Below are 24,891 nucleotides of genomic sequence, written 5' to 3' on the forward strand. Positions count from 1 at the left end.
ATATGCTGTTTTCCACGGAAAATTGCTTGTTTGGCGCTTGATCTTGTGCGCTACGCGTTGTGTTGTCCCACTACATAACGCTAATGTTACGCGATGAGGCCCCAACACGTCGGGCAGTTTCAAGGAGAGCTAAGAATGTCCAAACCGATGACCAAAACTCAGCTTGTGGCAGCACTGGCTGAGGAAATGGACAGCGACAAGAAAACCGCTGGTGCCGCTCTGGATGCCGTTTGCAACCTGATCACCCGCGAAGTGTCTGGCGGCGGTGCCGTGACTCTGCCGGGTGTTGGCAAGATCTACTGCCGTGAGCGTCCCGAGCGCGAAGTCCGCAACCCGGCAACCGGCGAGAAGTTCATGAAAGAAGCAGACAAGGTCGTGAAAATGACCATCGCCAAAGCGCTCAAGGACAGCGTCAACGGCGAAGGCTGATCCACATCTGGATCAAGGCCAATGGCTTCGGGGCTGCCCTTTTGGGCGGCCCTTTTCTTTTGTACCAATCTCTTCGCGCTGCCTTTCCAGCCTCGCGGCAACTGGCTAACGTCCCGCCTTATCAATAGGGGACAAGTGATATGGATCTGCGCGCGATTTTGATGGGGTTGGCCTTCGCCCTGATGTGGTCCTCTGCCTTTACCTCGGCGCGGATCATCGTTGCGGATGCGTCTCCGCTCTTTTCTCTGGCGATGCGGTTCTTGCTCTCTGGTCTCATAGGCGTGGCGATCGCACGCGCCATGGGGCAGACGTGGCGCCTGACGCCCGCACAGTGGAAGGCGACGATCCTTTTTGGGATCTGCCAGAATGCGCTCTACCTCGGCCTGAACTTCGTGGCGATGCAATGGGTCGAAGCCTCTATGGCAGCCATTATCGCCTCCACAATGCCGCTCCTGGTCGCCTTGGCATCCCTGGTGCTGTTTCGCGAGCCGATCCGGCCTCTCGGCATGCTGGGTTTGGTCGCGGGCGTTGCTGGTGTTGCCTTGATCATGGGCACCCGGATCAGCGCCGGTGTCGACCTCCTTGGCATTGCGCTCTGCGGTCTTGGAGTGCTGGCGCTTACCACGGCGACGCTAGCCTTGCGCGGGGCGACCTCGGGTGGGAACTTCATGATGGTGGTTGGTCTGCAGATGCTTGTGGGCTCCGCTGCGCTCTTTCCCGCAGCCTTTGCGTTTGAGACCATTCGTGTTGACCCAAGCTGGCCTCTGGCGATCGCTTTTGTCTATACCACTTTCGTCCCCGGTTTGGCCGCGACTTTGATCTGGGTGATGCTCTTGAACCGGATCGGGGCTGTGCGCGCTGCGACTTTCCACTTCCTGAACCCGGTCTTCGGGGTCGCTGTTGCAAGCTCACTCCTTGGCGAGAGGCTCGGGCTCCTCGATATGGCTGGGGTCGCGGTTGTAACCTTCGGAATTCTGGCGGTGCAACTAGCGCGGCAACCCGCTACCGCAGCCCCAGCGCGCACGTCTACAGCCGAGCCGCAGATGGGTCAGCGTTGAACGACGGTGTTCACATTTGCGCGCATCTCAAGCACAAGAGAGCCAACAGGGATGGATTGGGGTTTGAAAACGCGCCCGCCAACCCCAGCTATAGACGCATCCAATCAGGTGGGAGGGCCCCATGACCAAGTATTTCAAGAACCCCGACGCCATCGCTGCGCTGTCAGAAGAAGAATTCTACGTCACACAGAATTCTGGCACCGAACGTCCCGGCACCGGCAAGCTCCTGTCCAACAAGGAGCCCGGCATCTATGTGGACATCGTATCGGGCGAGCCGCTGTTTGCCTCTTCCGACAAATATGAATCAGGCTGTGGCTGGCCAAGCTTCACCAAGCCGATCGAACCCGCACATGTGCAGGAACTCGAAGATCGCACCCTCGGCATGATCCGTACCGAGGTGCGCTCTACCCATGGCGACAGCCACCTCGGCCATGTCTTTCCCGACGGCCCTGCTGATCGCGGCGGTCTGAGATATTGCATCAACTCGGCGTCCTTGCGCTTTATTCACCTCGACGACATGGAGGCTGAAGGCTATGGCGCCTACATCAACCAAGTGGAGGACCACCGATGACCACAACTGAACGCGCCGTTCTGGCAGGCGGCTGCTTCTGGGGCATGCAGGAGCTAATCCGTCATCGCAAGGGCGTCCTCAGCACCCGCGTCGGCTATACCGGTGGTGATGTGCCCAATGCGACGTACAAGAACCACGGCACCCACGCAGAAGGCATCGAGATCACCTTTGATCCCGAACAGACCTCCTATCGCGAGATGTTGGAGTTCTTTTTTCAGATCCATGACCCAACAACGGTCAATCGTCAGGGTAACGATATCGGTATGAGCTATCGCTCTGCGATCTACTACGTCGATGCGCGTCAAAAACAAATTGCCGAGGACACGATTGCAGATGTCGAAGCTTCCGGAATTTGGCCCGGCAAGGTCGTGACCGAAGTGGAACCCGTTGGGGATTTCTGGGAGGCAGAGGCAGAGCATCAAGACTACCTGCAGCGCCTGCCCAATGGCTATACCTGCCATTTTCCCCGTCCCGACTGGGTCCTGCCCAAACGGGATCAAGCTGCAGAATAACTCTCGATAGAGCCTAGTTTCGTGGATTCTTACAACAAATAGGCCGCCTCCAGTTGGGGGCGGCTTTTGTTTGGTCGCTAAGCATGTGCCACACGCGGGCGACCGCTTGCTTCTACGGTGAGGGTTGCCTCGACAAACACCTGCCGCGCCTCAACCTCTGCGGTGCGCAGATCCTTGGTCACATGCACATGGATATCTCCTGCCCCGGCTTCCTCTGCGGCTGCAACGGTCTCGGCGCGCAGGGCGTATTCTAGCGCCGTCAGTGCTGCTTCGCTCTCGGTGAAATCCACGGGGCCATCAGCCAGATGTACACGAAAGCGACCCTCGGACGGGGCTGTCACAGTGCCCGAACGGCGCTGCACAATCCGTCCGACCACGGCGCCGATTGCGTTTGCAACACCAGCGTGTTCAGGCAGGATCATATTGCAGCGTAGACGCTCCCCCACCGCCGGGTAATAACTAGGTGCTGATGCGCCCAATCCGATCACATCCACATTCACCCGCGCATCAAGCGCCACAAGCCCGGTGTGCCCCTGAAGCCCCCGTTGCAGCAGAACATGCCGCGCCAGATCAGACGGACTGCCACCAAACAGAGCCCGTTCTTCGGAGAAAACAGACTCTAATAAGGTCAATGCAGTCTGTTCGGTAAGTTGATCCACGATCATTTGGGCCAGCGTGTCCGCATCCTTTGCAACCATGTCGCCGCTCCCGACGCGGCGCTTGGCAAAGATTGTCAGCGCCTTGTGTGCCGCCTCATTATCCCAGGTCGACACCCGCCCGAGAGCGTGACTCGCATCCGAAGGCGTCACACCGGCCATTTGCACCAACCCACGGTCGATCAGTCGGCTCAGGGCACTTTGGTCCACGCGCGATCGCAGCACCTCGCCAAGCGGACGGACATCCTGTCCGATCCGAGACAACAGAGCCTCCTCACGCGCACTCAGACCATGCGCTTGTTGCCCGGTCACGCCACGCACGAAACGCCCGTCATATTCCCCGATCACCTGCGCATGAAGCTGTGTGTCGAGCGCCGCATGAACGGTTTCCGGCGCCTGCGTGGCGATCAGGGAGATCGGCAAGACCCGGCGCGGCCCCAGCGCAACGCCACCACGCAGCCCTTCCCGCTGCAAATGCACTTCGCTGTCGCCTCCAAGCCCCGTGGTGCGCATGGCGACTGCCTCGACCATGGTGCGATATCCGCCAACTTCTGCACCGTCCGGATCGATCTTTGGCAGGCCGCGTTCGATCAAGGCAACATCGGTGGTGGTGCCACCGATATCGCTGACCAACGCATTTTCTGCTCCAGTCATCCATCGCGCTCCGACAATGGAGGCGGCAGGCCCGCTGAGGATCGTCTCGATGGGGCGTGCGCGGGCCTGGTCCGTGGACATCAGGGCACCGTCACCCCGAACCACCATCATCGGCGCCTCCACCCCCAGCGCCGTCAACGTATCCGCAGCACGACCGATCAACCGGTCGATCATCCCAATCAGCCGCGCATTCAGAACGGCCGTCAGCGCCCGCTTGGGCCCATTGAGCTTTGCCGAGAGCTGATGCGAACAGGTTACAGGCGCGCCGGTGTGCTCTTGAATGAGGCGCGCGACTTCCAATTCATGGGCCGGATTGCGTGTCGCAAAAACGCCCGCAACGGCAAAGCCGCTCACACCAGTAGATTCAGTCTCTAAAAAGGCGATAAGAGCCTCTTTGTCCAACACAGCTGCTTCGGAACCTGCATGGGTGTGGCCACCAGCGAGGAGCAGGACCGGATCCCCCTTGAGCGCAGTGTCCAGGCCGTGACGCTCCAGATCCTGCGCGCTGAAGCCGATGTAGATCAAAGCCACGCGCCCGCCCTGCCCTTCAACCAATGCGTTGGTTGCAAGCGTAGTGGACAATGCGGCCATGGAAATATCCGCGGGCGCAACACCGGACTGCGCCAACACCGCGCGGACCGCGCCGCCGACCCCAATCGCAAGATCCTCGCGTGTGGTGAGCGATTTGGCCGAGGCAATCACCTCGGACTCATCGCGGATCAACACCGCATCGGTGTAAGTCCCACCCGTGTCGATCCCAAGCAATATCGCCATCTCGCCCTCGCAGTCCGTATTTGTCTGCTACGGTTTAGCGACTGGTTGCGTCACGTCCACTCTGTTTGCGTCATTACGGCAACCGGGCTGCCGCCCAGCGCGCAGCCTCGGCAACCGTGGGATCAGGATCATCGCAAAGCGCCTGCGCAAACACATGCAACCCTGCATCACCCGAGTTCCCGATAGCATAGAGCACATTCCGCACAAAGCGATCCCGGCCAATGCGTTTGATCGGTGAGCCAGAGAACCGCGCACGAAACGCAGCGTCATCCAGCTGCGACAACTCCGCAAGGGGCGGAGCAATGGTTCCCTCACGCGCGGCATAACGCATATCAGAGGCCTCTACCGCAAACTTGTTCCACGGGCAGGCTGCAAGACAATCGTCACACCCATAGATCCGGTTGCCAAGCTTTGTGCGCAACTCCTCCTCAATCGGACCTTTGTGCTCGATTGTCAGATATGAGATGCAGCGCCGCGCATCGAGCTGGTACGGCGCGGGAAAGGCGTCGGTCGGGCACGCCGTCAAACAGGCGCGGCAGGACCCGCAACGATCCGGCTCCGGCGCATCCACAGGCAGGTCTAATGTTGTAAAGATAGACCCTAAAAAGGCCCAGTTGCCCCAGTCTCTGCTCACAAGGTTGGTGTGCTTTCCTTGCCACCCCAGCCCAGAAGCCTGGCCGAGTGCTTTTTCAGGCACCGGCGCGGTGTCGACAAAAACCTTTACCTGCGCCTCGTCAGGGGCCTCTTCGATCAACCACCGCGCCAAGCGTTTTAGACGTTTCTTGACAAGATCATGATAGTCCTTCCCGCGCGCGTAAACCGAGATCGCGGCACGATCAGGCAAGCCAACAACGGCCATGGGATCTTCGTCCGGTGTGTAGCTTTCAGCCAGCATGATAACAGAGCGCGCCTCCGGCCAGAGCGCGGCAGGGTTTTCGCGCCAGTTGATCCGCTCGGCCATCCATTTCATTTGACCGTGATACCCGGCCTCGAGAAACGCGCGCAGACGCTCCGGCACCTCAGGGACATCCCAGGGCCGACACAGACGTACCGAGACAAAGCCTTCAGCCTTTGCCTGCGCAATCAGTCGTGTCTTGAGTTCGGCTGCCGTTTCCATCGTCACAGACCTAGCGATCCCACAAGAGAGGTCAATATCAGAGCGGCCATGACCAGGGCACACTGAGGCCAATCGCGACGGATCCGCAAACCTGCGACCGGCTCCTCCTTAGGGGCGTGTTGCCATCAAATGCTCTGCGACAGCTTGATAGGCAGGAAGCGAGGTCGGGTCGATAAATCCGTTCTGCGCTTTGGGAAATGAGGAAAGCCGTACCAGCACCATTTCGGCCGTGGGATCCACATAGATTGTCTGACCATGAACACCGCGCGCCGCATAAGCGCCATGCGCATTGTGGAGTACCCACCACTGGCTGGTGTAGCTGCCAGCACCAAAGGTGGGAAAACCATCGCCGAACTTGGACCGGTCGCCACCGGCGCTGATCTTGGCAACCACCTCGGTGGGGAACAGGCGCTGCCCATTGAGCTCCCCTTCGTTCAGCATCAGCTGTCCCAATCGCCCAAGATCACGTAGACCCGCGGTGATGCCGCCACCAGCGAATGGAACACCCTTGGCGTCCACGGTTTGATAGGCATCCTGCTCCACCCCCATCCGGCGCCAGAGACGATCGGACACAATATCGGTGACCGACTGCCCCGACACGCGACTGATGATCCAGCCCAGCATATCGGAGTTGATGGTTTTATAGTGAAACGCGTCCCCGTGATTGCCCTCTGGCGCCACCTGCTGCAGGTATTCCCAATACCCGTTCGGCCCTACATACCCCTCTGGTTTTGGGAGCGGGCTAGCCGCTTTGGAATAGAGCCAGATATCCGCGTTGGGGTCCGAGTAGTCCTCGGAGTACTGTACCCCGGTTGTCATATCCATCACCTGACGCACGGTCGCAGTCGCAAAGGCGCTGTCGCCGATCTCTGGGATGATGTCACGCACCAATGCTGTGTCATCTAGCAGCCCCTCAACAACCATGATTTCCGCCACAAGACCGGTAAAAGACTTGGTCATGGACATGATCGCGTGTTTGCCGCCCTCTTCAAGGCAACCAAAATAGCGCTCATAGACAACTTCGCCTTTATGCAGGATCAGCATGCCATCGGTGTAATTCGCGTAAAGCGACTGCTCCCACGTCATCTCTGCATCACTGTTCTGAGGCATGAAGGTGACCGCATCGATCTCCGCTCGCAGCTCGGCAAACTCTGACGCGGAGGGGTAGGTCAACGGCACCGGATCGCTGAGTCCGCGACTGATCTCCTCGGTCGGTAAGAACTCGCGCAAATGGCAGACCGACCAGCGCAGTCTTGGAAAGCTGAAGTAGACGCTGTCAGGTTGGGTAATGATCTTGTCAGCGGGCGGTGGAAAGCCTTGCATCCAGCCCATGACATTGGGGTCGGATTCTTGCGCAGACAGCGGTGCGGATTGCGCGCCCGCCTGCGATGAGACGACAAGCGCAACCGCCGCCGCCAGAGTTGCTGCAAAGAAATTAGAAGTTGACGACGACATTGATGAAACCTCCTGTCCAAGGGTCCGCAGTTGCACCGATGACATTGTCGATGCCAGCACCGGGAAAGGACACAGAGATCCCAGCAGTCAGAAACGTATTGCGGTTGATAATTCTGCTGTATTCGAGAAACAGGTCATCGGCGAGATGACTATCCGTGACCCCCGACACGACATTCCCGTTCAGATCGACGCGCGTTGCCTGCCCGAATTGGACGGGGCTGTTGAGCTCATTCGCCCGGATGTGCGCATAGCGTAGCGTCCAGGTGTCCTGTCGTGACGGTTGAAGGCGCAAGGCCAGAGTTAGCGCGTTCACATTCGAGTTGATGAAAGTGGAAGCGGATTTTGATCCCGTGGCCCAGGCGCTTGGGCTGCCTTGATAATAGAGCGGATCAAACCGCTCGAGTTTTGTGGTGTTTGGATCGTCTCCGGAAAAGCTCTGATATCCAATGGTGAGATTCGGGGACCAGGCCAGACCCTCGAATGTGTAGCCCGCCGTGACCCGTCCGGCCCAAGCCTCCAGGTCGATGCGGTCATTCCATTGATAGGCGACCTCTCCGGTGAACGTCCAATTCTCCAGCCCGTTATCAAATGGATTTGTGCGCCCATACAGGCCAAGCGTACGAGTTCCTTCGCGCCCCCCGGGAAGGATGCTCGGGGCGCCGACACCACCGGGGGCTGCTTTCGGATAAGACGATTCGGAGTTCAGAACATCCACATAGGTGACGCCCAGATAGCCACCTGCCGGGGCGTCGTACCGCAGATCAACCCCCGCCAGATTGTTGTTTCCATCTGTCGAGGGCAGTTCATTCGGATCAAGGTAGAATGCCGTCCCCGAGACCTGCCCCAATGTGAACCGGCCAATCGCCGCCCCTTCCCAGGCCTTGCGGGGCCCAAATTTCAACGCACCACGTTCAAAACCACTGGTCGCGCCATTGGCAATCAGCATGCCTGTGCCCAGCGTGAGCTCGCGCGCACCAAGAGACAGATCATACGTCGCATCCGTTCCAAGCCTGCCACGAATCGCGATGTAGGCCTCCTCCAGTGTGGTGGCGCCAGTATCGCCGTAGTCAAAAGCATCCTTCCCCCATGTGTAGGACGCCACGCCGGAGAGCTTGCCATAGAGAGTCGCGCCGGTATCAAGCCGATATTCAAAGCTGATGCCCGGCTTGATGTAGCTTTCAAGCCAGCGGGTATCGGGATCAAACCCGCTACCCGGCGCGGTGGTGGCAGCGAGATCCCAAAAGAGATTGTCCTCTGCCACTGCATTCAATCCCGCCTGAAAATGCCCACGCACTGTCAACGCATCGCGCTCGTATAAGAGCATCGGGTCGCGTTCCTGAGCAGACGCCGCAATGGCAAGGGAGGAGGCGCTCGCAACAAGGCAATATCGACTCAAGACTCTCATGGCTTTCTCCCTCACTCGATCTATGGCTTGGCACAATCCTAGGCTGATTTTCGTCGAGGCTAGCATCTTAGATCGCACCACGATAGCGCGCCTGCAGAATCACCCACCAAAGTCCCAATGCGGCTTCATCCGGCAGGGGTTCAAATCAACAAGCGACCAAGCCCGTCTGCCAATCTCGATTCGTCATAGATTTTGGGGCTTTAAGCGCGATACAGCGACAGCGAGATCGAGTTGGCGTAAGAGGTGTCGAGTTTAGAGAAGTGAGCGATTTCCTGCACCAGCTCTCACAGGAAGCGAAACTCAATATCGGTTTTGCGTGATATCTACGCGTTCCGATCGGGTATTGTGAATGCAGTTTTCGCTGCAAGCCGCGATATTTGGAGAAAGTGGTGAGCCGTGCAGGATTCGAACCTGCGACCCACTGATTAAAAGTCAGTTGCTCTACCAACTGAGCTAACGGCCCACTCTCTGTGAAGACTTATTCCGGCCTTCTCGGACAACCTGATAACTGGATTAGTCTATAAAGATCAACCTGTTATTCAGAACCGGACCGTTGCGCGTTGGTGTGTTGCACCGTTCCGATAGGGGGGGCTTCTACGGTTTAGCCAGCAGAGGGTCAACCCCTTTTTCGAAGTTTTCTGCGCTATCTCTGGATTCATTTTAACATCAGGTCTATATGCGCTTCATGACCTCCCCAGGATCCGATCATATGTTGCCGTTCATGAAGATGCATGGGCTTGGAAATGACTTTGTCGTCATCGATGCCCGCGAGTCAGATATCGAAATCACCCCTGCAATGGCCAAGGGGATTGCCCACCGCCAGATGGGTCTCGGATTTGACCAACTCGCCGTCATCGCTACCGCTGACGCGTCTACAGAAGCGGATGCGCATCTGGTGTTCTACAACGCTGACGGCTCTACTTCAGGGGCCTGCGGGAATGCGACACGCTGTATCGCAAGGTACCTGATGGATCAGAGCAACAAGCCGTCGCTGCGGTTGACAACCGACCGGGGTGTCCTGATTGCAACGGACGCAGGTGAGGGGCTGACCTCGGTGAATATGGGTGCGCCGCAGCTCAGTTGGGATGAAATCCCGCTCGCGGAGGAGTTGGAAACGCTAGAACTCCCCATCGAAGGCGCGCCAAGCGCCACTGGCATGGGCAACCCGCATTGTACGTTCTTTGTTGAGGACGCAGAGGTGATTCCACTGGCGGAATTTGGTCCTCGTTACGAACATCATCCCCTCTATCCGGAACGCACCAATGTTCAGATCGCCCATGTCGTCGGCCCGAACCATCTCAGGATGCGCGTCTGGGAGCGCGGTGTTGGCATTACCCTTGCATCAGGCTCCTCCTCCTGCGCAACAGCGGTAGCAGCCGCACGCAAGGGTCTCACAGGGCGCAAGGTACAGATCGATCTGGATGGAGGGACGCTGTGGATCGATTGGCGCGACGATGGGGTCTGGATGACCGGACCAACAATGCATGTCGCCAATGGCAGCTTTACACGGCAATTCCTCGAAAGCTTGTCCGAATGAGCAACGCGCCAAAATTCACAACGCTCGGCTGTCGGCTCAATGCCTATGAAACAGAGGCCATGAAGGAGCTCAGCCGCCAGGCGGGCCTTGAGGGTGCCGTAGTGGTCAATACATGTGCCGTAACCGCCGAGGCAGTGCGCAAGGCGCGTCAGGAAATTCGCAAACTGCGGCGCGATCACCCGGATGCGCCCATTATCGTCACCGGATGTGCCGCCCAGACCGAGCCGGAAACCTTTGCCGCGATGAGCGAAGTCACGCAGGTGATCGGCAACACCGAAAAGATGCAGCCCGAAACATGGCAGCGCATGGCCAAGGGGCTGGATTTCATCGGCGCCACCGAAAAAGTTCTAGTGGACGACATCATGTCGGTGACAGAGACCGCAAGTCATCTGATTGATGGGTTCGGGACGCGGTCCAGGGCCTATGTGCAGGTCCAAAACGGCTGCGATCATCGCTGTACCTTTTGCATCATCCCCTATGGACGCGGCAATTCCCGCTCCGTGCCTGCCGGCGTTGTTGTGGATCAGATCAAGCGTCTGGTCGACAAAGGCTACAACGAGGTGGTGCTGACCGGGGTCGATCTGACCAGCTGGGGTGCGGATTTGCCCGCAAGTCCCAAGCTGGGAGACCTTGTGATGCGAATCTTGAAGCTCGTCCCAGATTTGCCCCGTCTGCGTATCTCGTCGATCGATTCGATCGAAGTGGACGAAAACCTGATGCAGGCCATCGCCACAGAGCCACGCCTGATGCCCCACCTGCATCTGAGCCTGCAACATGGCGATGATCTCATTCTAAAGCGGATGAAACGGCGCCATCTGCGCGATGACGCCATTCGGTTCACGGAGGAAGCCCGCAAGCTGCGTCCGCAGATGACCTTTGGCGCGGATATCATCGCCGGCTTTCCGACCGAAACCGAATCGCATTTTGAAAACTCGCTCAAACTCGTAACCGAATGCGACCTCACCTGGCTGCATGTCTTCCCCTATTCCAAGCGCGAGGGAACCCCAGCCGCCAAGATCCCGTCACAGGTCAATGGCAATGTGATCAAGGAACGTGCTGCGCGCCTGCGTGCCATCGGCGAAGCACAGATTGCCAGACACCTCTCCGAGCAGATCGGTCGTCAACATAGCATCTTGATGGAAAACCCTCACATGGGGCGCACAGAACAGTTCACCGAAGTGCGCTTTGCCACACCACAGACCGAAGGCGCCCTCGTTCAGGCGCAGATCACCGGGAGCGATGGGCTGCAGCTCACCGCCTGACGCCGGGAGGTCGTCCAATGGCGCTGATACTGTTTCTGCATGGCCCCTCCAGCAGCGGCAAATCCACACTCGCCAAAGCGATCAGAGAGGCTTCCTCCCGACCGCTCCTGCATCTCTCCATCGATCATCTGCGCGACAGCGGAGCCTGGGAGCCGCAGGCCTACCCGGATTGGGCAGGAGCGCGCGCTGGATTCTTCTCCGGCTTTCACAGGGCGGTCAAAGCCTTTGCGGATGCCGGGAACGACCTGATCCTTGAGCATATCCTCGACACGCCGGGCTGGCATGCTGATCTCCAGCAGCTCTTTTGCGGCCACAAGGTCATTTTCATCGGCCTCACGCCCTCGCTATCCACGCTCGAGACCCGCGAGGCCGCGCGCGGCGACCGCCCGGCGGGCAGCGCAGCGCGGGATTTTGAACATGTTCACCGCGACCTCAGCTATGATCTGACGCTGGATGGCTCCGCCCCCCTCCAGGAGAGTGTCAGATCCATCCTGTCGATGACCTCTGCACCACTAGCCCGCTCCCGGTTCTTCAACTGATCCCCTCCCCCTTCTTCTAACGGCAAATATCCCGGGGTGAATGCGCCGTCAGGCGCAGAGGGGCTGGCCCCATTTCTAGAATCAAAAAAAACCCCCGCATCCGAAGATGCGAGGGTTTCTCAAACTTTCAGCAGGATACCCTTAGGAGGTTTTCTTGCCTTTGTGCGGGGCCCAGAGGCGTTTGTTGGTGAGGTAAAGCAGAACCGACAGCACGGTCAGGAACAGCACACCAACAAAACCGGCTTGCTTGCGCGCCATCATCTTGGGCTCTGCAGTCCACATCAGAAACGCCGAAACATCCTTCGAGAGGTTCTCGAGGTCGTTTTCATGACCGTCGATGAACTCCACCTGCTCATCCGCGAGCGGCGGTGCCATCGAGATCCAGCCACCGGGGAAGGCGGTGTTCTTGTAGAACGTGGTCCCGGCTTCCACCTTGGTTTCGCCGGTGTAGCCGGTCATCAGGGAGGCGATGTATTCCGCGCCGCCCATGCCCTTGAAGAGCTGGTTGATGCCAAGGCCATAGGGACCGTGGAAACCCGCACGCGCCTTTGCCATCAGGCTCAGATCCGGTGCGCCAAGGGCCGTGTTCTCGGGGAAATGATCCACCGGTTTGGCCGGGCGGAAATCATCAAGCTCGGGGTCGAACACCTCGAAGTTGTCCGCCGCGTAAGCCCGGACCTGATCTTCGGGCATGCCCGGGCCATCAGAGTCAGAGAGAGTGCGGATCGGTACTTGCTTCAGACCGTGACATGCCGCGCAGACCTCGGTGTAGATCTGAAGGCCACGCTGAAGCTGGTTCTGGTCGTAGGTGCCAAACGGCCCCTCAAAAGAGAAGGCGTAGTCTTCGACATGGCCGCCTGCCCCAGCCGCGAAAGACGCGGCCGGAACAAGTGCCAGAGCAAAGGCAGCACCGGTTACAATTTTCTTGAACATTGGTAGCTGTCCTTCTTCTTATTCAGCAGGAGTAGCTTCGGATTTCTTGCCGTAGTGGGCATTGAAATCGTCTTCGATGGTGGCGGGGATAGGCTCTGGCTTCTCGATCACACCCAGAAGCGGCAGGATCACGAGGAAGTATGCGAACCAATAGGCCGATGCGATCAGCGAGAAGGTCGCATAAGGCTCTTCCGCAGGCATCGCCCCCAGCCACATCAGGGCAAAGAAGTCGATGACCAGAAGCAGGAACCACCACTTGAACTGCGGGCGGTACTTGCCCGAGCGTACACGAGAGGTGTCGAGCCAGGGCGCCAGCGCCATGACGGCAATCGCACCAAACATCGCCAGAACACCAAAGAACTTCGCATCGATGATACCACCGGTCACAAAGGAGGCGATCTGTACAACCCAAACTTCAGAGGTGAAGGCACGCAGGATCGCGTAGAACGGCAGGAAGTACCATTCCGGAACGATATGCGCAGGTGTCACCAGCGGGTTGGCCTCGATGTAGTTGTCCGGGTGACCAAGATAGTTCGGCATGAAGCCGACAATCGCCCAGAAGATAACCAGCACAACCGCAAGGCCGAGGAAATCCTTGATCACGAAGTAGGGCCAGAACGGCAGGGTGTCTTTCTTGGCTTCTTCCTTGGAACCGCGACGCACATCAACACCGGTCGGGTTGTTGTTGCCCGTGGTGTGGAAGGCCCAGATGTGAACGATCACGAGGGCCGCAATCACAAAGGGCAGAAGGTAGTGCAGCGAGAAGAAGCGGTTCAGGGTCGCATTGCCCACCGAGGGTCCGCCCAGAAGCCAGGTCTGGATCGGCTCGCCGATGAACGGGATCGCGCCAAAGAGGCCGGTGATCACGGTTGCACCCCAGAAGGACATCTGACCCCAAGGCAGAACGTAGCCCATGAAGGCGGTGCCCATCATCATCAGATAGATCAGCATGCCCACGATCCACGTGATTTCACGCGGGGCCTTGTAGGACCCATAAAACAGGCCGCGGAAGATGTGAATGTAGACGGCAACAAAGAACAGCGATGCACCATTCATGTGCAGATACCGCAGCATGTAGCCGCCGTTCACGTTGCGCATGATGTGCTCGACAGAGGCAAACGCCAGATCGGCGTGCGGCGTGTAGTGCATCACCAGCATGATGCCGGTCACGATCTGCAGCGCCAAACAGAAAGCGAGGACGATACCCCAGATCCACCACCAGTTCAGGTTCTTCGGGGTGGGGATCATGATGGTGTCATAAACGAGGCCAACGATCGGCAGGCGGCTGTGCAGCCACTTCTCTGCGCCCGTCTTTGGCTCGTAATGGTCGTGCGGAATACCAGACATTGCGTGCGCCCCTCCTTATCCCAGCTTGATGGTGTTTTCGTCGGTGAACTCAGCCACCGGGATGTGAAGGTTCTGCGGTGCGGGGCCTTTGCGGATACGACCTGCGGTATCGTAGTGCGAGCCGTGGCACGGGCAGAACCAGCCGTTGAATTCGCCGGCACCGTCGCCGAGCGGAACACAGCCGAGGTGGGTACAGACACCCATCATCACCAGCCATTCACCATTCTCATCAAGAGTACGGTTTTCATCCGAAGCATCGGTCCCCGGCTTGTTGGGGTTCTCCGAAGAGGCGTCGATCAGCTCTGCCATCTCGACAGCGCGTGCTTCGTCAATTTCTTCCTGTGTGCGGCGGCGAATGAACACCGGCTTACCAAGGAACATAACAGAGATCTGCGTGCCGACGTCGACGCCTGAAATGTCCACAAGGATGGAGGACAGGGCCTGAACGTCAGCCGAGGGATTCATCTGGTTGACCAGTGGCCAAACGGCGGCACCCGCGGTGACTGCCCCTGCGCCAGCGGTGGCGTAGTAGAGGAAATCTCTCCGGGTTCCTTCGTGGTCTTCTGCGTGGGACACGAGTTTTCTCCAAGTTTCAGCGCCCGTTTAGGGCAAACATGCGCTTACACCGCAATAAACGCGGTGACTCAGCCGCGTGTCTAGCGATGCAAACCGGGTTCGTCTAGCGGTCAAAGCAGCGCAGGCCCGCTTGAATGATGCATTCTGTCGCAGAACTGTTGCACTGCTGCGCCTTTAGTACCTATCTGCGTTAGCTTCCTTTAAAACGAAGTGAACTCCGATACTCAACTTTGGCGCGGATTCGTGGCCACCATGGCGGGGCGCGTTTCAAAGGTTTTGAACCATGCGGCCAACTCGGGCGCAGCGGCGCGCCAGTTCAGATCAGGGTGCCTAAAATCCACATAGTCCAGGGCCGCAGCAACAGCCAATTGGCCAATATTTATTGGGCCGGACAACAAAGGCATCCAGCGCGTCTCTACAGCACTGCAACCGCCAAGCACCTTGCGAGTCTGTCCCTCGAGCCAAGCATCCCATTGTTTTTCAGCTGGGCGCAGGCGCTTTTCGTAAGACATGGAGACCGCAGCATCCATGATCCCGTCGGCTGTCGCCTCCAGAACCTTTATGTCCCAACCGCCACGGTACAGCGTGCTCCCTGCGCGGGAGTCCAAAAATTCGCAAATAACCCGACTGTCATAAAGGGTGGGGCCGCCTTCGCGGGCCAGAGCTGGGATTTTTGCCAGCGGATTGCTGGCAGCAAGGGCCGAATCCGGTTCTGTCACCGTGGTGGCAACAAGCTGCAGTTCCACGTCATCCAACTGCTCTGTCTCGTGCAGAACCAGAACCACTTTGCGAACAAAGGGGGAAGCGGGCGAATAAAAAAGCTTCATCTCATGAGGTCTCCCAAGTTGGCGCAACTCTAGCGGGTAGATGCCCGTTTGGGAAATGGGTGATCGCAAAAACCGCACAGAGCGGCTGGCATTTCGACGCAATCCCTCGTCACGAAATCAGGCTCCGAGGTATCCCCGAAGCGCTGGCGGCGGGTTGTCCAACAAGGCATGCGTCGGCGCAGGAGGATACAATTGACCTTCGGCTATCAGGATCACCTGATCGGCAATGCGGCGCGCATCATCTGGATCATGACTCACCATCAACAAGGTGACACCGTTTTCAGAGGTGATTTCCTTGACGAGATCGAGCATCTCGGCCTTGAGCGCCGGCCCCAGTGCCGCAAACGGCTCGTCCAGAAGCAAAATATCGCGTCTTTGCACCAACACCCGGGCCAGCGCCGCACGGCTTTGCTGCCCTCCCGAAAGCTCTGCTGGCTTGCGCTCCTCCAGGCCGCCCAGCCCCACACGCGCAATGGCCTCCTCCACAGTCTGCCTCTCCTTCGGCCTGAGCTTCCGATTGGGATCAATCCCAAGCCCGGCATTCTGGCGCACGGTCAGGTGTGGAAATAGATTGCCATCCTGAAAGAGCATCGCCACCGGGCGTTGTCCCGGCCTGTGCGCAGTGAGATCCTCGCCACGCCAGAGGACCTGACCCGCGTGCAACGGTTGAAACCCCGCAATCGCCTCGAGCAGGGTGGATTTCCCGGCACCCGAAGGCCCGATAACCGCCACGGAGTCGGCCGCGCCTATCGACGCCGTGCCCGACAGACAAAAGCTGCCTTTGCGAATATCGAGATCTTCAAGCCTCAGCATGAAAACGCCCTCCCCGGTCCAGCGCCCAGAATGCACCTATCGACAACACAAACAACAGGAGCGCCGCTGCCTGCGCCGCCTCCATCCGGTAGGCCCCCATCAGCCGGTAGACCTGGAGCGGCAGGGTGGCGACTTCTGGATCAGCAAAAAGTGCGATTACACCAAGATCGCCAAGCGAAAGCGCAGCAGTAAGCCCGGTCGCGAATCCGATCTGCGCGCGGCAGCGCGGCAGCAGAACAATCCTCCAGACCGTACCCGCGCGCATATCCAGCGCCAAGGCAAGCCGGCCATTCTGCCAAAGCACCTGCCGCAGGCGTGGCACGAGGATGCGCAGCGCAAAGGGCAAGGCCATTACCATGTTCACGAGGGCCGTCACCGGTAGAGCCAAGAGGCGCGGATCCACAAAGGGATAGACCATGACAAACAATCCAGTCCCAATCACCAATGGCGACGCGGCGAGCCCAAGGATCCCCGCGACCTCGCCCAAGCGCTTGCGTCCAAGCGCGATGCTCGCCGAGAGCGGCAGCGCAACAATCAACAACAGCACCGTACTCAGGGTTGCAACCTGCAAAGAGACCAATGCCGCGCTCCAGACCGAACGCGGCAGCGTCCAAAGCCCCGGGAGCCCTGCCATCACCACCGACAGCAATGGCAACAGCAGGAACAGAGCAGCAGCGAAAATCCAGACACCATCCAGACAGCGCGTGAATGCGCCTTTGCCGTCCCAACGCATCACCGCACGATCAAGTCCAGCCCCCAGCCCCTCGGTGGTGGAGGCCCGAAGCGCTAGAAGTGCTGCCACAATGGTCAGACCAAGCTGCACAGTCGCAAGCATCGCCGCCCGCCCAAGATCAAAGTCAAAATGAAAGGCCTGGTAGATCGCGAGTTCCAGCGTGGTGGCGCGAGGCCCGCCCCCCAGGGTCAAGGCAACCGCAAAGCTGGAAAGGCAGATGGCGAAAATCACCGCCGCAGCACCCGGCAGGACCTGTCGCAGCATCGGCAATTCGATCAAGAACCATATTGCGCGCGGCCCCGCGTTCAACTGTGCCGCCAAACGAAAGCGTTCGGCCGGGATTTCTTGCCAGCCCTGAAGGATCAGACGGGTCGCCAGTGGCAAGTTAAAGAACACATGGGCAATCACTACCCCGTGCAGCCCGTAGATCTGCAAGGGCGGCACGCCGATGAGGCTGAGGATGTCACTCACCCAACCAGACCGCCCAAAGACAGAGAGCAATCCGAGAATGGCAACAATCACGGGCAGGATGAATGGCGCGCCGAGCAAGGTAATGAGTGCACGCCGCCCCCAAAAGCGCCGCCGCGCCAAGGCACGCGCCACAGGCACGGCAAGCCCGACACTCAGCAGCGCAGACAGGCTTGCTTGGACGAGCGTGAAGCGAAGCGCGGCCCAATCGGCTGCGGCAAACCTAGCGCCCCCGTCAGCATGCCAGGCGACCGCGACAAGTGTGCCCAGAACCAAGAGCAACACACCAAGAGCAGCGCAGGTTCCGGGCCAGGTCGCGACGACGGGCAAGCTTATCGGCTGAGCGCTGCGCGCCATTCTTCCAACGCCTCGGCGCGCAGCGCAGCGGCTTCGTCCTCGGGCAGAAGCAGTGATTTCTCCGGGCTGATCAGGGTTTCAAACCCCTGTGGCAAGCCTGAATCAGGCGTGACGGCGGGGTACATCCAGTTTGTGGTTGGGATGATCGACTGGAAGGCATCAGAGACCATGAACTCGAGGAACTGATCCGCCAATGCGCTCTCATCGCTCGCCGCGAGCTTGCCCGCGACCTCGACCTGCATGTAGTGACCTTCATCGAATAGTGCAGCCGACTTGCTGTCGTCCTCTTCGGCGATCAGATGATAGGCGGGCGACGTGGTGTAGGAGAGCACCATATCTGCCTCGCCTTCGAGGAACAGTCCGTATGCTTCGGACCAGCCTTTGGTGACGGTGACGATATTGTCGCTGAGACCTTCCCAGAGGGCAGGCGCGTCCTCCCCATATGCGGCCTTTACCCACATCAAGAGCCCCAGTCCCGGCGTCGAGGACCTTGGATCCTGGATCACGATTTTCAGATCACTGTCAGCCAAGGCTTCAAAGTTCGAAGGTGCCGGAACATCTGCGTTGTGAACAAATGCAAAATATCCCCAGTCATAGGGGGCAAAATGCGTGTCGCTCCAGGTGATTGGCAGTGCGTAATCGGCCTCAACCGACACTGGCGCAAACAATCCGGTTTCCTTGGCTGCCGCGGTAAGGTTGGTGTCGAGCCCTAAGACCACATCCGCGTCAGACCGAGCGCCTTCCAGTTTGATCCGCGCGAGCAGCGCAGCGCCATCGCCCGCGCCGACGAATTTCAGATCGCATCCGCAGACCGCTTCAAAAGCCTCTTCGACGGCCGGTCCGGGTCCCCATTCCGAGACAAAGCTGTCGTAAGTATAGACCACCAATTCCGGCGTATCCGCAGCGGCAACTGCAGTAGCTAAACAAGTGGCGCTCGCAAAGATGAGGGATTTCATGTCGTCCTCCAATATGCGGCGTCAGGCAAGGAGGAGAGCGCGGTGTAGACACCTTGTCATACCAAACCTTCCCTACGCCGGTATAATCCGGTTCAGGTTCAGCGGGTTCGCCCATAGGCATCTCAGCACGACCGCTCGCGCACCCCGAGGTGGGGCGACACTAGAAGCGCAAGGTAGGCTTTGCAAGGGGCTGGCATGCGAGGCTCTGCCTCGCGCTCCGGGATATTTGAGGTTCGCAGAAGGCCAGTGGACGTTATTCTTTTAACTGGGAGGATCGCCGGGGTGCGACCCAAAGGGACAGAAGGGGGGCGATGCCACACTGCCGATGTTAGACATCTGCGGAAACCTTCAAGAACCAAGCCCTGCAGCATCAAATCTGTGCTGGTTTTTGCGCTTATCTGACCTGTTGCGACGCGGGTCTCTTTTCCCGGGCAGGCTTTCTCGCTAAAGGATCAAATCAAAGGAGATCCGCGCGCATGTCCATGAATTCTTTTGGCCACCTTTTTCGAGTCACCACCTGGGGTGAAAGCCATGGGCCCGCTTTGGGCGCTACGGTTGATGGCTGCCCGCCAAATGTCGCAGTCTCGGAAGAGATGCTTCAACACTGGCTCGACAAGCGCCGCCCCGGTCAGAACAAGAACACCACCCAGCGCAATGAGCCTGACGCGGTGAGAATCCTCTCTGGTGTGTTTGAGGGAAAATCGACCGGCACGCCGATTCAATTGATGATTGAAAACACCGACCAGCGCTCACGGGATTATGGCGAGATCGCCCAGACATTCCGCCCAGGACATGCGGACATTACTTACTTTCAGAAATACGGCAACCGCGACTATCGCGGTGGTGGACGATCCTCTGCACGCGAAACCGCAGCGCGGGTGGCAGCAGGTGGCGTAGCGCGCGAAGCCCTCAAGTCCTTGGCCCCGGGGATCGAGATCAAGGGCTATATGACCCGCATGGGGGAAATGGAAATCGACCGCGCGCGGTTTGACTGGTCTGCCATCGATCAGAACGACTTCTGGATTCCCGATGCCGCCGCTGTTCAGGACTGGGAAGACTATCTGCAGGCCCTTCGCAAGCAGCACGACTCGGTTGGCGCTGTTGTCGAAGTGGTCGCGCGCGGCGTACCCGCAGGCATCGGAGCGCCAATCTACGGCAAGCTCGACACCGATCTCGCAGCGGCAATGATGTCGATCAACGCTGTCAAAGCCGTCGAAATCGGCGAAGGCATGAATGCTGCGTTGTTGAAGGGCTCCGAGAACGCGGATGAGATCTTCATGGGCAATGACGGTGCGCCTGTCTACTCGTCGAATCACGCGGGTGGTATCTTGGGAGGAATCTCAACGGGCCAAGATGTGGTGATCCGTTTCGCCGTGAAGCCGACCTCGTCCATTTTGACCCCGCGCCAGTCGATTCGCAAAGACGGGACGGCTGCCGAAGTCATCACCAAGGGCCGCCATGATCCCTGTGTCGGTATCCGCGCAGTGCCCGTGGCAGAGGCCATGATGGCCTTTGTGATTCTCGATCACATCCTGTTGCACCGCGGGCAGATTGGCGAGAATCAGGGCGTGATCGGCGCGCCCGACTGAACCAATCAAGAGCGCGCGTTCTGCGGGCTCTCGCGAACAGCCGCCGCACATAGAGCGGACCCACAGAGATAGCTAGCGGAGTGGCACACGGGGGGTGTTGTGAGCGCGTTTTTACGCACTTGGCAGTTTCATGTGCCTGCCCGACTTCAGAATACGGCTCTCGATGCAATTGGCGCCGCGCCAAATGCGGTCGATCCATTCACGACACAGATGCCATTGGCTGAACATGGGATGCTTTGGGGAATTTTGGTGCCCAGAAGAGGACTCGAACCTCCACGTCCATACGGACACTAGCACCTGAAGCTAGCGCGTCTACCAATTCCGCCATCTGGGCACAGATGTCGTGGGAGTGGCGTATAAGCCGGAAACGCTGGAGCGGCAAGCGGAAAATGCACCTCCGAACGTGCAAAAACACGAAGCAAGATCGAACTCGCAGGATGCTTGCAAAGCGTCTGCAATCAATTGCTTAAGCTATATTGAGAGGGAATTTTGGTGCCCAGAAGAGGACTCGAACCTCCACGTCCATACGGACACTAGCACCTGAAGCTAGCGCGTCTACCAATTCCGCCATCTGGGCACAGATGTCGTGAGAGCGGCGTATAAGCCGAGTCTTGGGGAGCGTCAAACGGAATTTTGACATTTTTGCAAAATCATAGGGCAACAAAGCCCAGCGCCCTGCGGTTCCGACAAACAGCGTCGTTTTGACCTTTGTTTGACCTTGTTTGACGGGGGCCGGAGCGGTAAATCGGGACAACAGCTACGCGAGAGGAGCCAAGTCATGTCCAAACTGGTCACCATTTATGGCGGTTCAGGGTTTGTCGGTCGCTATATCGCGCGCCGCATGGCAAAAGAAGGCTGGCGCGTGCGCGTGGCCGTTCGTCGCCCGAATGAGGCAATGCACGTCAAACCCTATGGTGTGCCGGGGCAGGTTGAGCCGGTTTTCTGCAACATCCGCGATGACGCTTCTGTCGCTGCTGTTATGGCAGGCGCAGATGCGGTGGTAAATTGCGTGGGTGTTCTGAACGAAGTCGGCAAAAACACGTTCTCTGCGGTGCAGTCCGAAGGGGCTGGTCGCATCGCGCGGATCGCGGCTGATACAGGTGTTGAACGTCTTGTTCATGTTTCTGCGATTGGTGCAGATGCTGATGGCGACAGCGCGTATGCCCGCACCAAGGCCGAAGGGGAAGCTGCGGTGCTTGAAGCTTTTCCCTCTGCAATGATCCTGCGTCCCTCGATCATCTTTGGCCCCGAAGACCAGTTCTTTAATCGCTTTGCGAGCATGACGCGCTTTGGCCCCGTTCTGCCCATCGCAGGAGGGACGACACGGTTTCAGCCGGTCTATGTCGATGACGTCGCGAAAGCTGCTGTTGCGGGTCTGACTGGGCAGGCTGCTGCAGGAACCTATGAGCTTGGTGGCCCCGAGGTCAAAAGCTTTACAGAGTTGATGTCGCAAATGCTTGATGTGATCCATCGCCGCCGTCTCGTTGTGTCGCTACCGAATTTTGTCGCCCGCCTCATGGCTTTTGGGTTCGATATGGCGCAGGCGGTGACCTTTGGCCTGTTTACAAACGGCCTGCTGACGCGCGACCAACTAAAGAACCTGCAAAACGACAATGTGGTCAGTGAAGGCGCCAAAGGTCTGGCAGACCTCGGGATCGAACCGGTTACCATGGGGTCCGTTCTACCCGACTATCTGTGGAAGTTCCGCCCATCCGGTCAGTACGACGAATTGATGAAATCGGCCGGTAACCTGCGCGGAGACATCTGACGCGGATCACTGGTCCTGGTGATTTGAAAGGTGCGACCCAGGTCGCGCCTTTTTTGTTTTAGCCATAGGCGATGAACAACAGCACCATACCGAGCGCCACGCGATAGATCACATAGGGTGTGAAGCTCACGGACCTGAGAAGGCGCATCATCAACGCAAGCGCAGCAAGGGCGGAGGCCATCGCCAGCAGCGCAGCAATCCCCATGTCCCGCATCAAATCAACATCGGCGTCCAGTGCAACCTCGGTGCCGAGCAGCACGCCTGAGGCGATAATCGTCGGGATCGACATCAACATTGCAATCCGAGCGCCGTCCTCTCGATTGTACCCGAGGCTGCGCGCGCCTGTGATGGTGATGCCTGACCGGGACGTGCCTGGGATCAAGGCCAGCATCTGCCACAAACCCATAATCACTGCGTCGCGCACCCCCCAATCCGAAGCGGACTTATCGATAGGGCCGCGTTGGTCGGCTATATAAAGCACGACGCCAAAAACCAGCATCGTCCAGCCAATGACCGCGACAGAGCGCAGGGACTCGCTGAGACCCGTGAAATACAGGAAAGTGCCAAAAATCACTGTGGGAATGGTCGCCACGATCAAGCCGAGCGCAAGTCGCGCACCTTTGGTGTCGAGCCGACCAATCAGCGCGCGCGGCAGGCCGATGAGCCCAGCGCGCACATCCCGCCAGAAAAACAGGACCACCGCAGCAAGCGTGCCAACATGCACGGCAACATCAATCGCCTGCCCCTGATCCTCCAGCCCCGTGAGACGTGGCAGAAGAATCAGATGTCCCGACGAGGAAACCGGGAGGAATTCAGTCACACCCTGAATCAGAGCAACGAGGATCAACTGCAGCAACGGCATTGGAATTCCATCTCGGGTCGCGGGTCAAAAATGAAAACAGTCTAGCGCCTGTATAAACCCTTTGTTTTTATGAGGAAGTCCGATTTTAGGTCCGATTCGGACCAAAAAACATCTATACAAGCCGCGAGAAATGGATATTCACAGGTAACACGCGAAATAATAGGTCAGCATTAGTTACCTATGTGAGCGCTACACAAGACCTATCGCCGCCAGCCAAAAGGAGAGTATCGCCGTGGCCAAGCAACCGATGCTAAAGTTCGTGAAGATCGATCGCGACATGCCCGAAAAACGGGACGCCGAGACGCGCAGAGAAGACTTCGACGAGATCTATGCTGAATTTGCGGCGGTAAAGGCAGAAGAGCAGGCCAGCCGGTGCAGCCAGTGCGGCGTGCCATATTGCCAGTCGCATTGTCCGCTCCACAACAATATTCCGGATTGGCTGCGTCTGACGGCGACCGGGCGCCTGGAAGAGGCCTATGCCACATCGCAGGCGACGAATACCTTCCCTGAAATCTGTGGCCGCATCTGCCCGCAGGACCGTCTCTGTGAAGGCAACTGCGTGATTGAACAGTCCGGCCACGGCACCGTAACCATTGGTGCAGTCGAGAAATACATCACCGATACCGCGTGGGACAAAGGCTGGGTCAAGCCCAACGCCCCGATCGAAGAACGTGCGGAATCCGTCGGTATCATCGGTGCGGGCCCCGGCGGCCTTGCAGCAGCTGACATGCTGCGCAAGGCAGGCGTGCAGGTCACGGTATATGACCGCTATGACCGCGCTGGCGGGCTGCTGACCTACGGCATCCCGGGCTTCAAGCTCGAAAAAGAAGTTGTCATGCGCCGCAATCAACTGCTGGCCGACGGTGGCGTCACTTTTGTGATGAACTGCAATATCGGCGAGGACATATCTTTTGACGAAATCCGCGCCAAGCATGACGCAGTGATCATTGCAACCGGCGTGTACAAATCCCGCGATCTGAACATGCCGGGCTCTGGTGCCAAAGGGATCGTGAAGGCCATCGACTTCCTCACAGCCTCCAACCGGGTGGCGAACTTTGGTGACACCGTACCAGAGTATGAGGACGGTACCTTCAACGCCACGGGCAAGAAGGTTGTCGTGATCGGCGGTGGCGACACCGCGATGGACTGCGTGCGCACCTCGGTGCGTCAGGGCGCCGAGTCGGTGAAATGCCTCTATCGTCGCGACCGTGCAAACATGCCCGGCTCGCAACGCGAAACCCAGAATGCCGAAGAAGAAGGCGTCGTCTTTGAATGGCTCTCCGCCCCAAAAGGCTTCACCGATGCAGACGGCAAGGTCTCGGGCGTCATGGTGCAGAAAATGCGTCTCGGCCAACCCGATGCCTCTGGCCGTCAGGCCCCCGAGGTCATCGAGGGTGCGGACTATGTCGAAGAAGCAGACCTCGTCATCAAAGCGCTGGGATTCGAACCCGAAGACCTGCCGACGCTCTGGGGCCAGCCGAACCTGCCGGTCACCCGCTGGGGCACCATCAAGGCAGAGTTCAAAACCGGCGCGACCAATCTCGATGGGGTTTACGCCGTTGGGGACATTGTGCGCGGCGCGTCGCTGGTGGTCTGGGCGATCAAGGATGGTCGCGACTGTGCAGAAGCGATCATTGAGCGTTTCAACAACAAGGCCGCCGTCGCCGCCGAGTAATCAACAGGTTTCCCAAGC

Annotated in this window: 22 protein-coding genes, 3 tRNA genes and 1 riboswitch; of the genes, 10 read left to right on the forward strand and 15 right to left on the reverse strand. The window is 58.6% G+C overall.

The features are described from left to right. Positions 1-135 precede the first annotated feature (135 nt). The 4 genes from TM1040_RS18445 (at position 136) to msrA (ending at position 2,570) form a co-directional block, all read left to right on the forward strand. The gene (locus tag TM1040_RS18445) at positions 136-429 is read left to right on the forward strand and encodes an HU family DNA-binding protein (protein ID WP_011540115.1); all 294 of its coding nucleotides are present in this window, start codon (positions 136-138) and stop codon (positions 427-429) included. Between the two features lie 140 nt (positions 430-569). Then, positions 570-1,487 (forward strand): DMT family transporter, encoded by a 918-nt coding sequence (locus tag TM1040_RS18450; protein ID WP_011540116.1) that lies wholly within the window; start codon positions 570-572, stop codon positions 1,485-1,487. Positions 1,488-1,608: 121 nt separating this feature from the next. Then, positions 1,609-2,058, forward strand: a complete 450-nt coding sequence (gene msrB, locus TM1040_RS18455) for a peptide-methionine (R)-S-oxide reductase MsrB (RefSeq protein WP_011540117.1) — start codon at positions 1,609-1,611, stop codon at positions 2,056-2,058. Next, positions 2,055-2,570, forward strand: a complete 516-nt coding sequence (gene msrA / locus TM1040_RS18460; RefSeq protein ID WP_011540118.1) for a peptide-methionine (S)-S-oxide reductase MsrA — start codon at positions 2,055-2,057, stop codon at positions 2,568-2,570. Before msrB ends, msrA begins: the two co-directional genes overlap by 4 nt. Positions 2,571-2,647: 77 nt before the next feature. Here the strand turns inward: msrA and TM1040_RS18465 are convergent, their stop codons facing one another. The 5 genes from TM1040_RS18465 to TM1040_RS18485 all read right to left on the reverse strand — a co-directional run bounded on the left by TM1040_RS18465 (position 2,648) and on the right by TM1040_RS18485 (position 9,094). Further along, positions 2,648-4,654, reverse strand: a complete 2,007-nt coding sequence (locus tag TM1040_RS18465) for a hydantoinase/oxoprolinase N-terminal domain-containing protein (protein ID WP_011540119.1) — start codon at positions 4,652-4,654, stop codon at positions 2,648-2,650. A gap of 73 nt (positions 4,655-4,727) precedes the next feature. Beyond that, complete coding sequence (gene queG, locus TM1040_RS18470) at positions 4,728-5,771, reverse strand: tRNA epoxyqueuosine(34) reductase QueG (protein WP_011540120.1); 1,044 nt, start codon at positions 5,769-5,771, stop codon at positions 4,728-4,730. A gap of 108 nt (positions 5,772-5,879) precedes the next feature. Beyond that, positions 5,880-7,226 carry a serine hydrolase domain-containing protein gene (locus TM1040_RS18475; RefSeq protein ID WP_011540121.1) on the reverse strand — a complete coding sequence of 449 codons (1,347 nt, stop codon included), beginning with the start codon at positions 7,224-7,226 and terminating at the stop codon, positions 5,880-5,882. Then, positions 7,207-8,631, reverse strand: a complete 1,425-nt coding sequence (locus TM1040_RS18480) for an alginate export family protein (RefSeq protein WP_011540122.1) — start codon at positions 8,629-8,631, stop codon at positions 7,207-7,209. Before TM1040_RS18480 ends, TM1040_RS18475 begins: the two co-directional genes overlap by 20 nt. Positions 8,632-9,018: 387 nt before the next feature. Then, positions 9,019-9,094: transfer RNA gene (locus TM1040_RS18485), tRNA-Lys, on the reverse strand. A gap of 246 nt (positions 9,095-9,340) precedes the next feature. Here TM1040_RS18485 and dapF point away from each other — a divergent pair. From dapF to TM1040_RS18500, 3 genes are read left to right on the forward strand one after another with little or no spacing between them, the layout of a single operon-like run. Continuing rightward, positions 9,341-10,168 carry a diaminopimelate epimerase gene (gene dapF / locus TM1040_RS18490; RefSeq protein WP_011540123.1) on the forward strand — a complete coding sequence of 276 codons (828 nt, stop codon included), beginning with the start codon at positions 9,341-9,343 and terminating at the stop codon, positions 10,166-10,168. Beyond that, positions 10,165-11,430: a tRNA (N(6)-L-threonylcarbamoyladenosine(37)-C(2))-methylthiotransferase MtaB gene (mtaB, locus tag TM1040_RS18495; protein WP_011540124.1), complete on the forward strand. Its 1,266-nt coding sequence runs from the start codon at positions 10,165-10,167 to the stop codon at positions 11,428-11,430. The genes dapF and mtaB overlap by 4 nt, the downstream gene beginning before the upstream one ends. Positions 11,431-11,447: 17 nt before the next feature. Next, positions 11,448-11,969 carry a chloramphenicol phosphotransferase CPT family protein gene (locus TM1040_RS18500; protein WP_011540125.1) on the forward strand — a complete coding sequence of 174 codons (522 nt, stop codon included), beginning with the start codon at positions 11,448-11,450 and terminating at the stop codon, positions 11,967-11,969. Between the two features lie 141 nt (positions 11,970-12,110). On the opposite strand, the gene TM1040_RS18505 is transcribed toward TM1040_RS18500, so the two are convergent. The 7 genes from TM1040_RS18505 to thiB form a co-directional block, all read right to left on the reverse strand. Then, the gene (locus TM1040_RS18505; protein WP_011540126.1) at positions 12,111-12,902 is read right to left on the reverse strand and encodes a cytochrome c1; all 792 of its coding nucleotides are present in this window, start codon (positions 12,900-12,902) and stop codon (positions 12,111-12,113) included. Positions 12,903-12,920: 18 nt separating this feature from the next. Continuing rightward, positions 12,921-14,249, reverse strand: a complete 1,329-nt coding sequence (gene petB, locus TM1040_RS18510) for a cytochrome b (protein ID WP_011540127.1) — start codon at positions 14,247-14,249, stop codon at positions 12,921-12,923. Between the two features lie 15 nt (positions 14,250-14,264). Next, positions 14,265-14,825, reverse strand: coding sequence for a ubiquinol-cytochrome c reductase iron-sulfur subunit (gene petA, locus TM1040_RS18515; RefSeq protein ID WP_011540128.1), 561 nt, complete (start codon positions 14,823-14,825; stop codon positions 14,265-14,267). A 224-nt stretch (positions 14,826-15,049) separates the two neighbouring features. Further along, a complete protein-coding gene (locus TM1040_RS18520; RefSeq protein ID WP_011540129.1) occupies positions 15,050-15,652 on the reverse strand; it encodes a glutathione S-transferase in 603 nt (200 codons plus the stop codon). Positions 15,653-15,769: 117 nt separating this feature from the next. Beyond that, positions 15,770-16,465, reverse strand: a complete 696-nt coding sequence (locus TM1040_RS18525) for a thiamine ABC transporter ATP-binding protein (RefSeq protein ID WP_011540130.1) — start codon at positions 16,463-16,465, stop codon at positions 15,770-15,772. Beyond that, positions 16,452-18,023 (reverse strand): thiamine/thiamine pyrophosphate ABC transporter permease ThiP, encoded by a 1,572-nt coding sequence (locus TM1040_RS18530; protein WP_011540131.1) that lies wholly within the window; start codon positions 18,021-18,023, stop codon positions 16,452-16,454. Before TM1040_RS18530 ends, TM1040_RS18525 begins: the two co-directional genes overlap by 14 nt. Continuing rightward, positions 17,999-18,979, reverse strand: a complete 981-nt coding sequence (thiB, locus tag TM1040_RS18535; protein ID WP_011540132.1) for a thiamine ABC transporter substrate binding subunit — start codon at positions 18,977-18,979, stop codon at positions 17,999-18,001. Before thiB ends, TM1040_RS18530 begins: the two co-directional genes overlap by 25 nt. A gap of 52 nt (positions 18,980-19,031) precedes the next feature. Next, positions 19,032-19,136, reverse strand: a riboswitch (TPP riboswitch). Between the two features lie 319 nt (positions 19,137-19,455). Between thiB and aroC the strand changes: the two genes are divergently transcribed. Then, a complete protein-coding gene (gene aroC, locus TM1040_RS18540) occupies positions 19,456-20,568 on the forward strand; it encodes a chorismate synthase (protein WP_011540133.1) in 1,113 nt (370 codons plus the stop codon). Between the two features lie 247 nt (positions 20,569-20,815). Here the strand turns inward: aroC and TM1040_RS18545 are convergent. Both TM1040_RS18545 and TM1040_RS18550 read right to left on the reverse strand, forming a co-directional pair. Next, positions 20,816-20,902: transfer RNA gene (locus TM1040_RS18545), tRNA-Leu, on the reverse strand. A gap of 156 nt (positions 20,903-21,058) precedes the next feature. Beyond that, a tRNA-Leu gene (locus tag TM1040_RS18550) sits at positions 21,059-21,145 on the reverse strand. A 201-nt stretch (positions 21,146-21,346) separates the two neighbouring features. On the opposite strand from TM1040_RS18550, the gene TM1040_RS18555 reads away from it, so the two are divergent. After that, positions 21,347-22,336, forward strand: a complete 990-nt coding sequence (locus TM1040_RS18555; RefSeq protein WP_011540134.1) for a complex I NDUFA9 subunit family protein — start codon at positions 21,347-21,349, stop codon at positions 22,334-22,336. 58 nt (positions 22,337-22,394) lie between these two features. On the opposite strand, the gene TM1040_RS18560 is transcribed toward TM1040_RS18555, so the two are convergent. Beyond that, complete coding sequence (locus tag TM1040_RS18560) at positions 22,395-23,198, reverse strand: undecaprenyl-diphosphate phosphatase (protein ID WP_011540135.1); 804 nt, start codon at positions 23,196-23,198, stop codon at positions 22,395-22,397. A 232-nt stretch (positions 23,199-23,430) separates the two neighbouring features. Between TM1040_RS18560 and TM1040_RS18565 the strand changes: the two genes are divergently transcribed. Then, entirely contained in the window at positions 23,431-24,873 is a 1,443-nt protein-coding gene (locus TM1040_RS18565; RefSeq protein ID WP_011540136.1) for an NAD(P)-dependent oxidoreductase, read from the forward strand. Positions 24,874-24,891: the final 18 nt, after the last annotated feature.

Source organism: Ruegeria sp. TM1040, from assembly GCF_000014065.1.
In the GTDB taxonomy this organism is placed as follows: domain Bacteria; phylum Pseudomonadota; class Alphaproteobacteria; order Rhodobacterales; family Rhodobacteraceae; genus Epibacterium.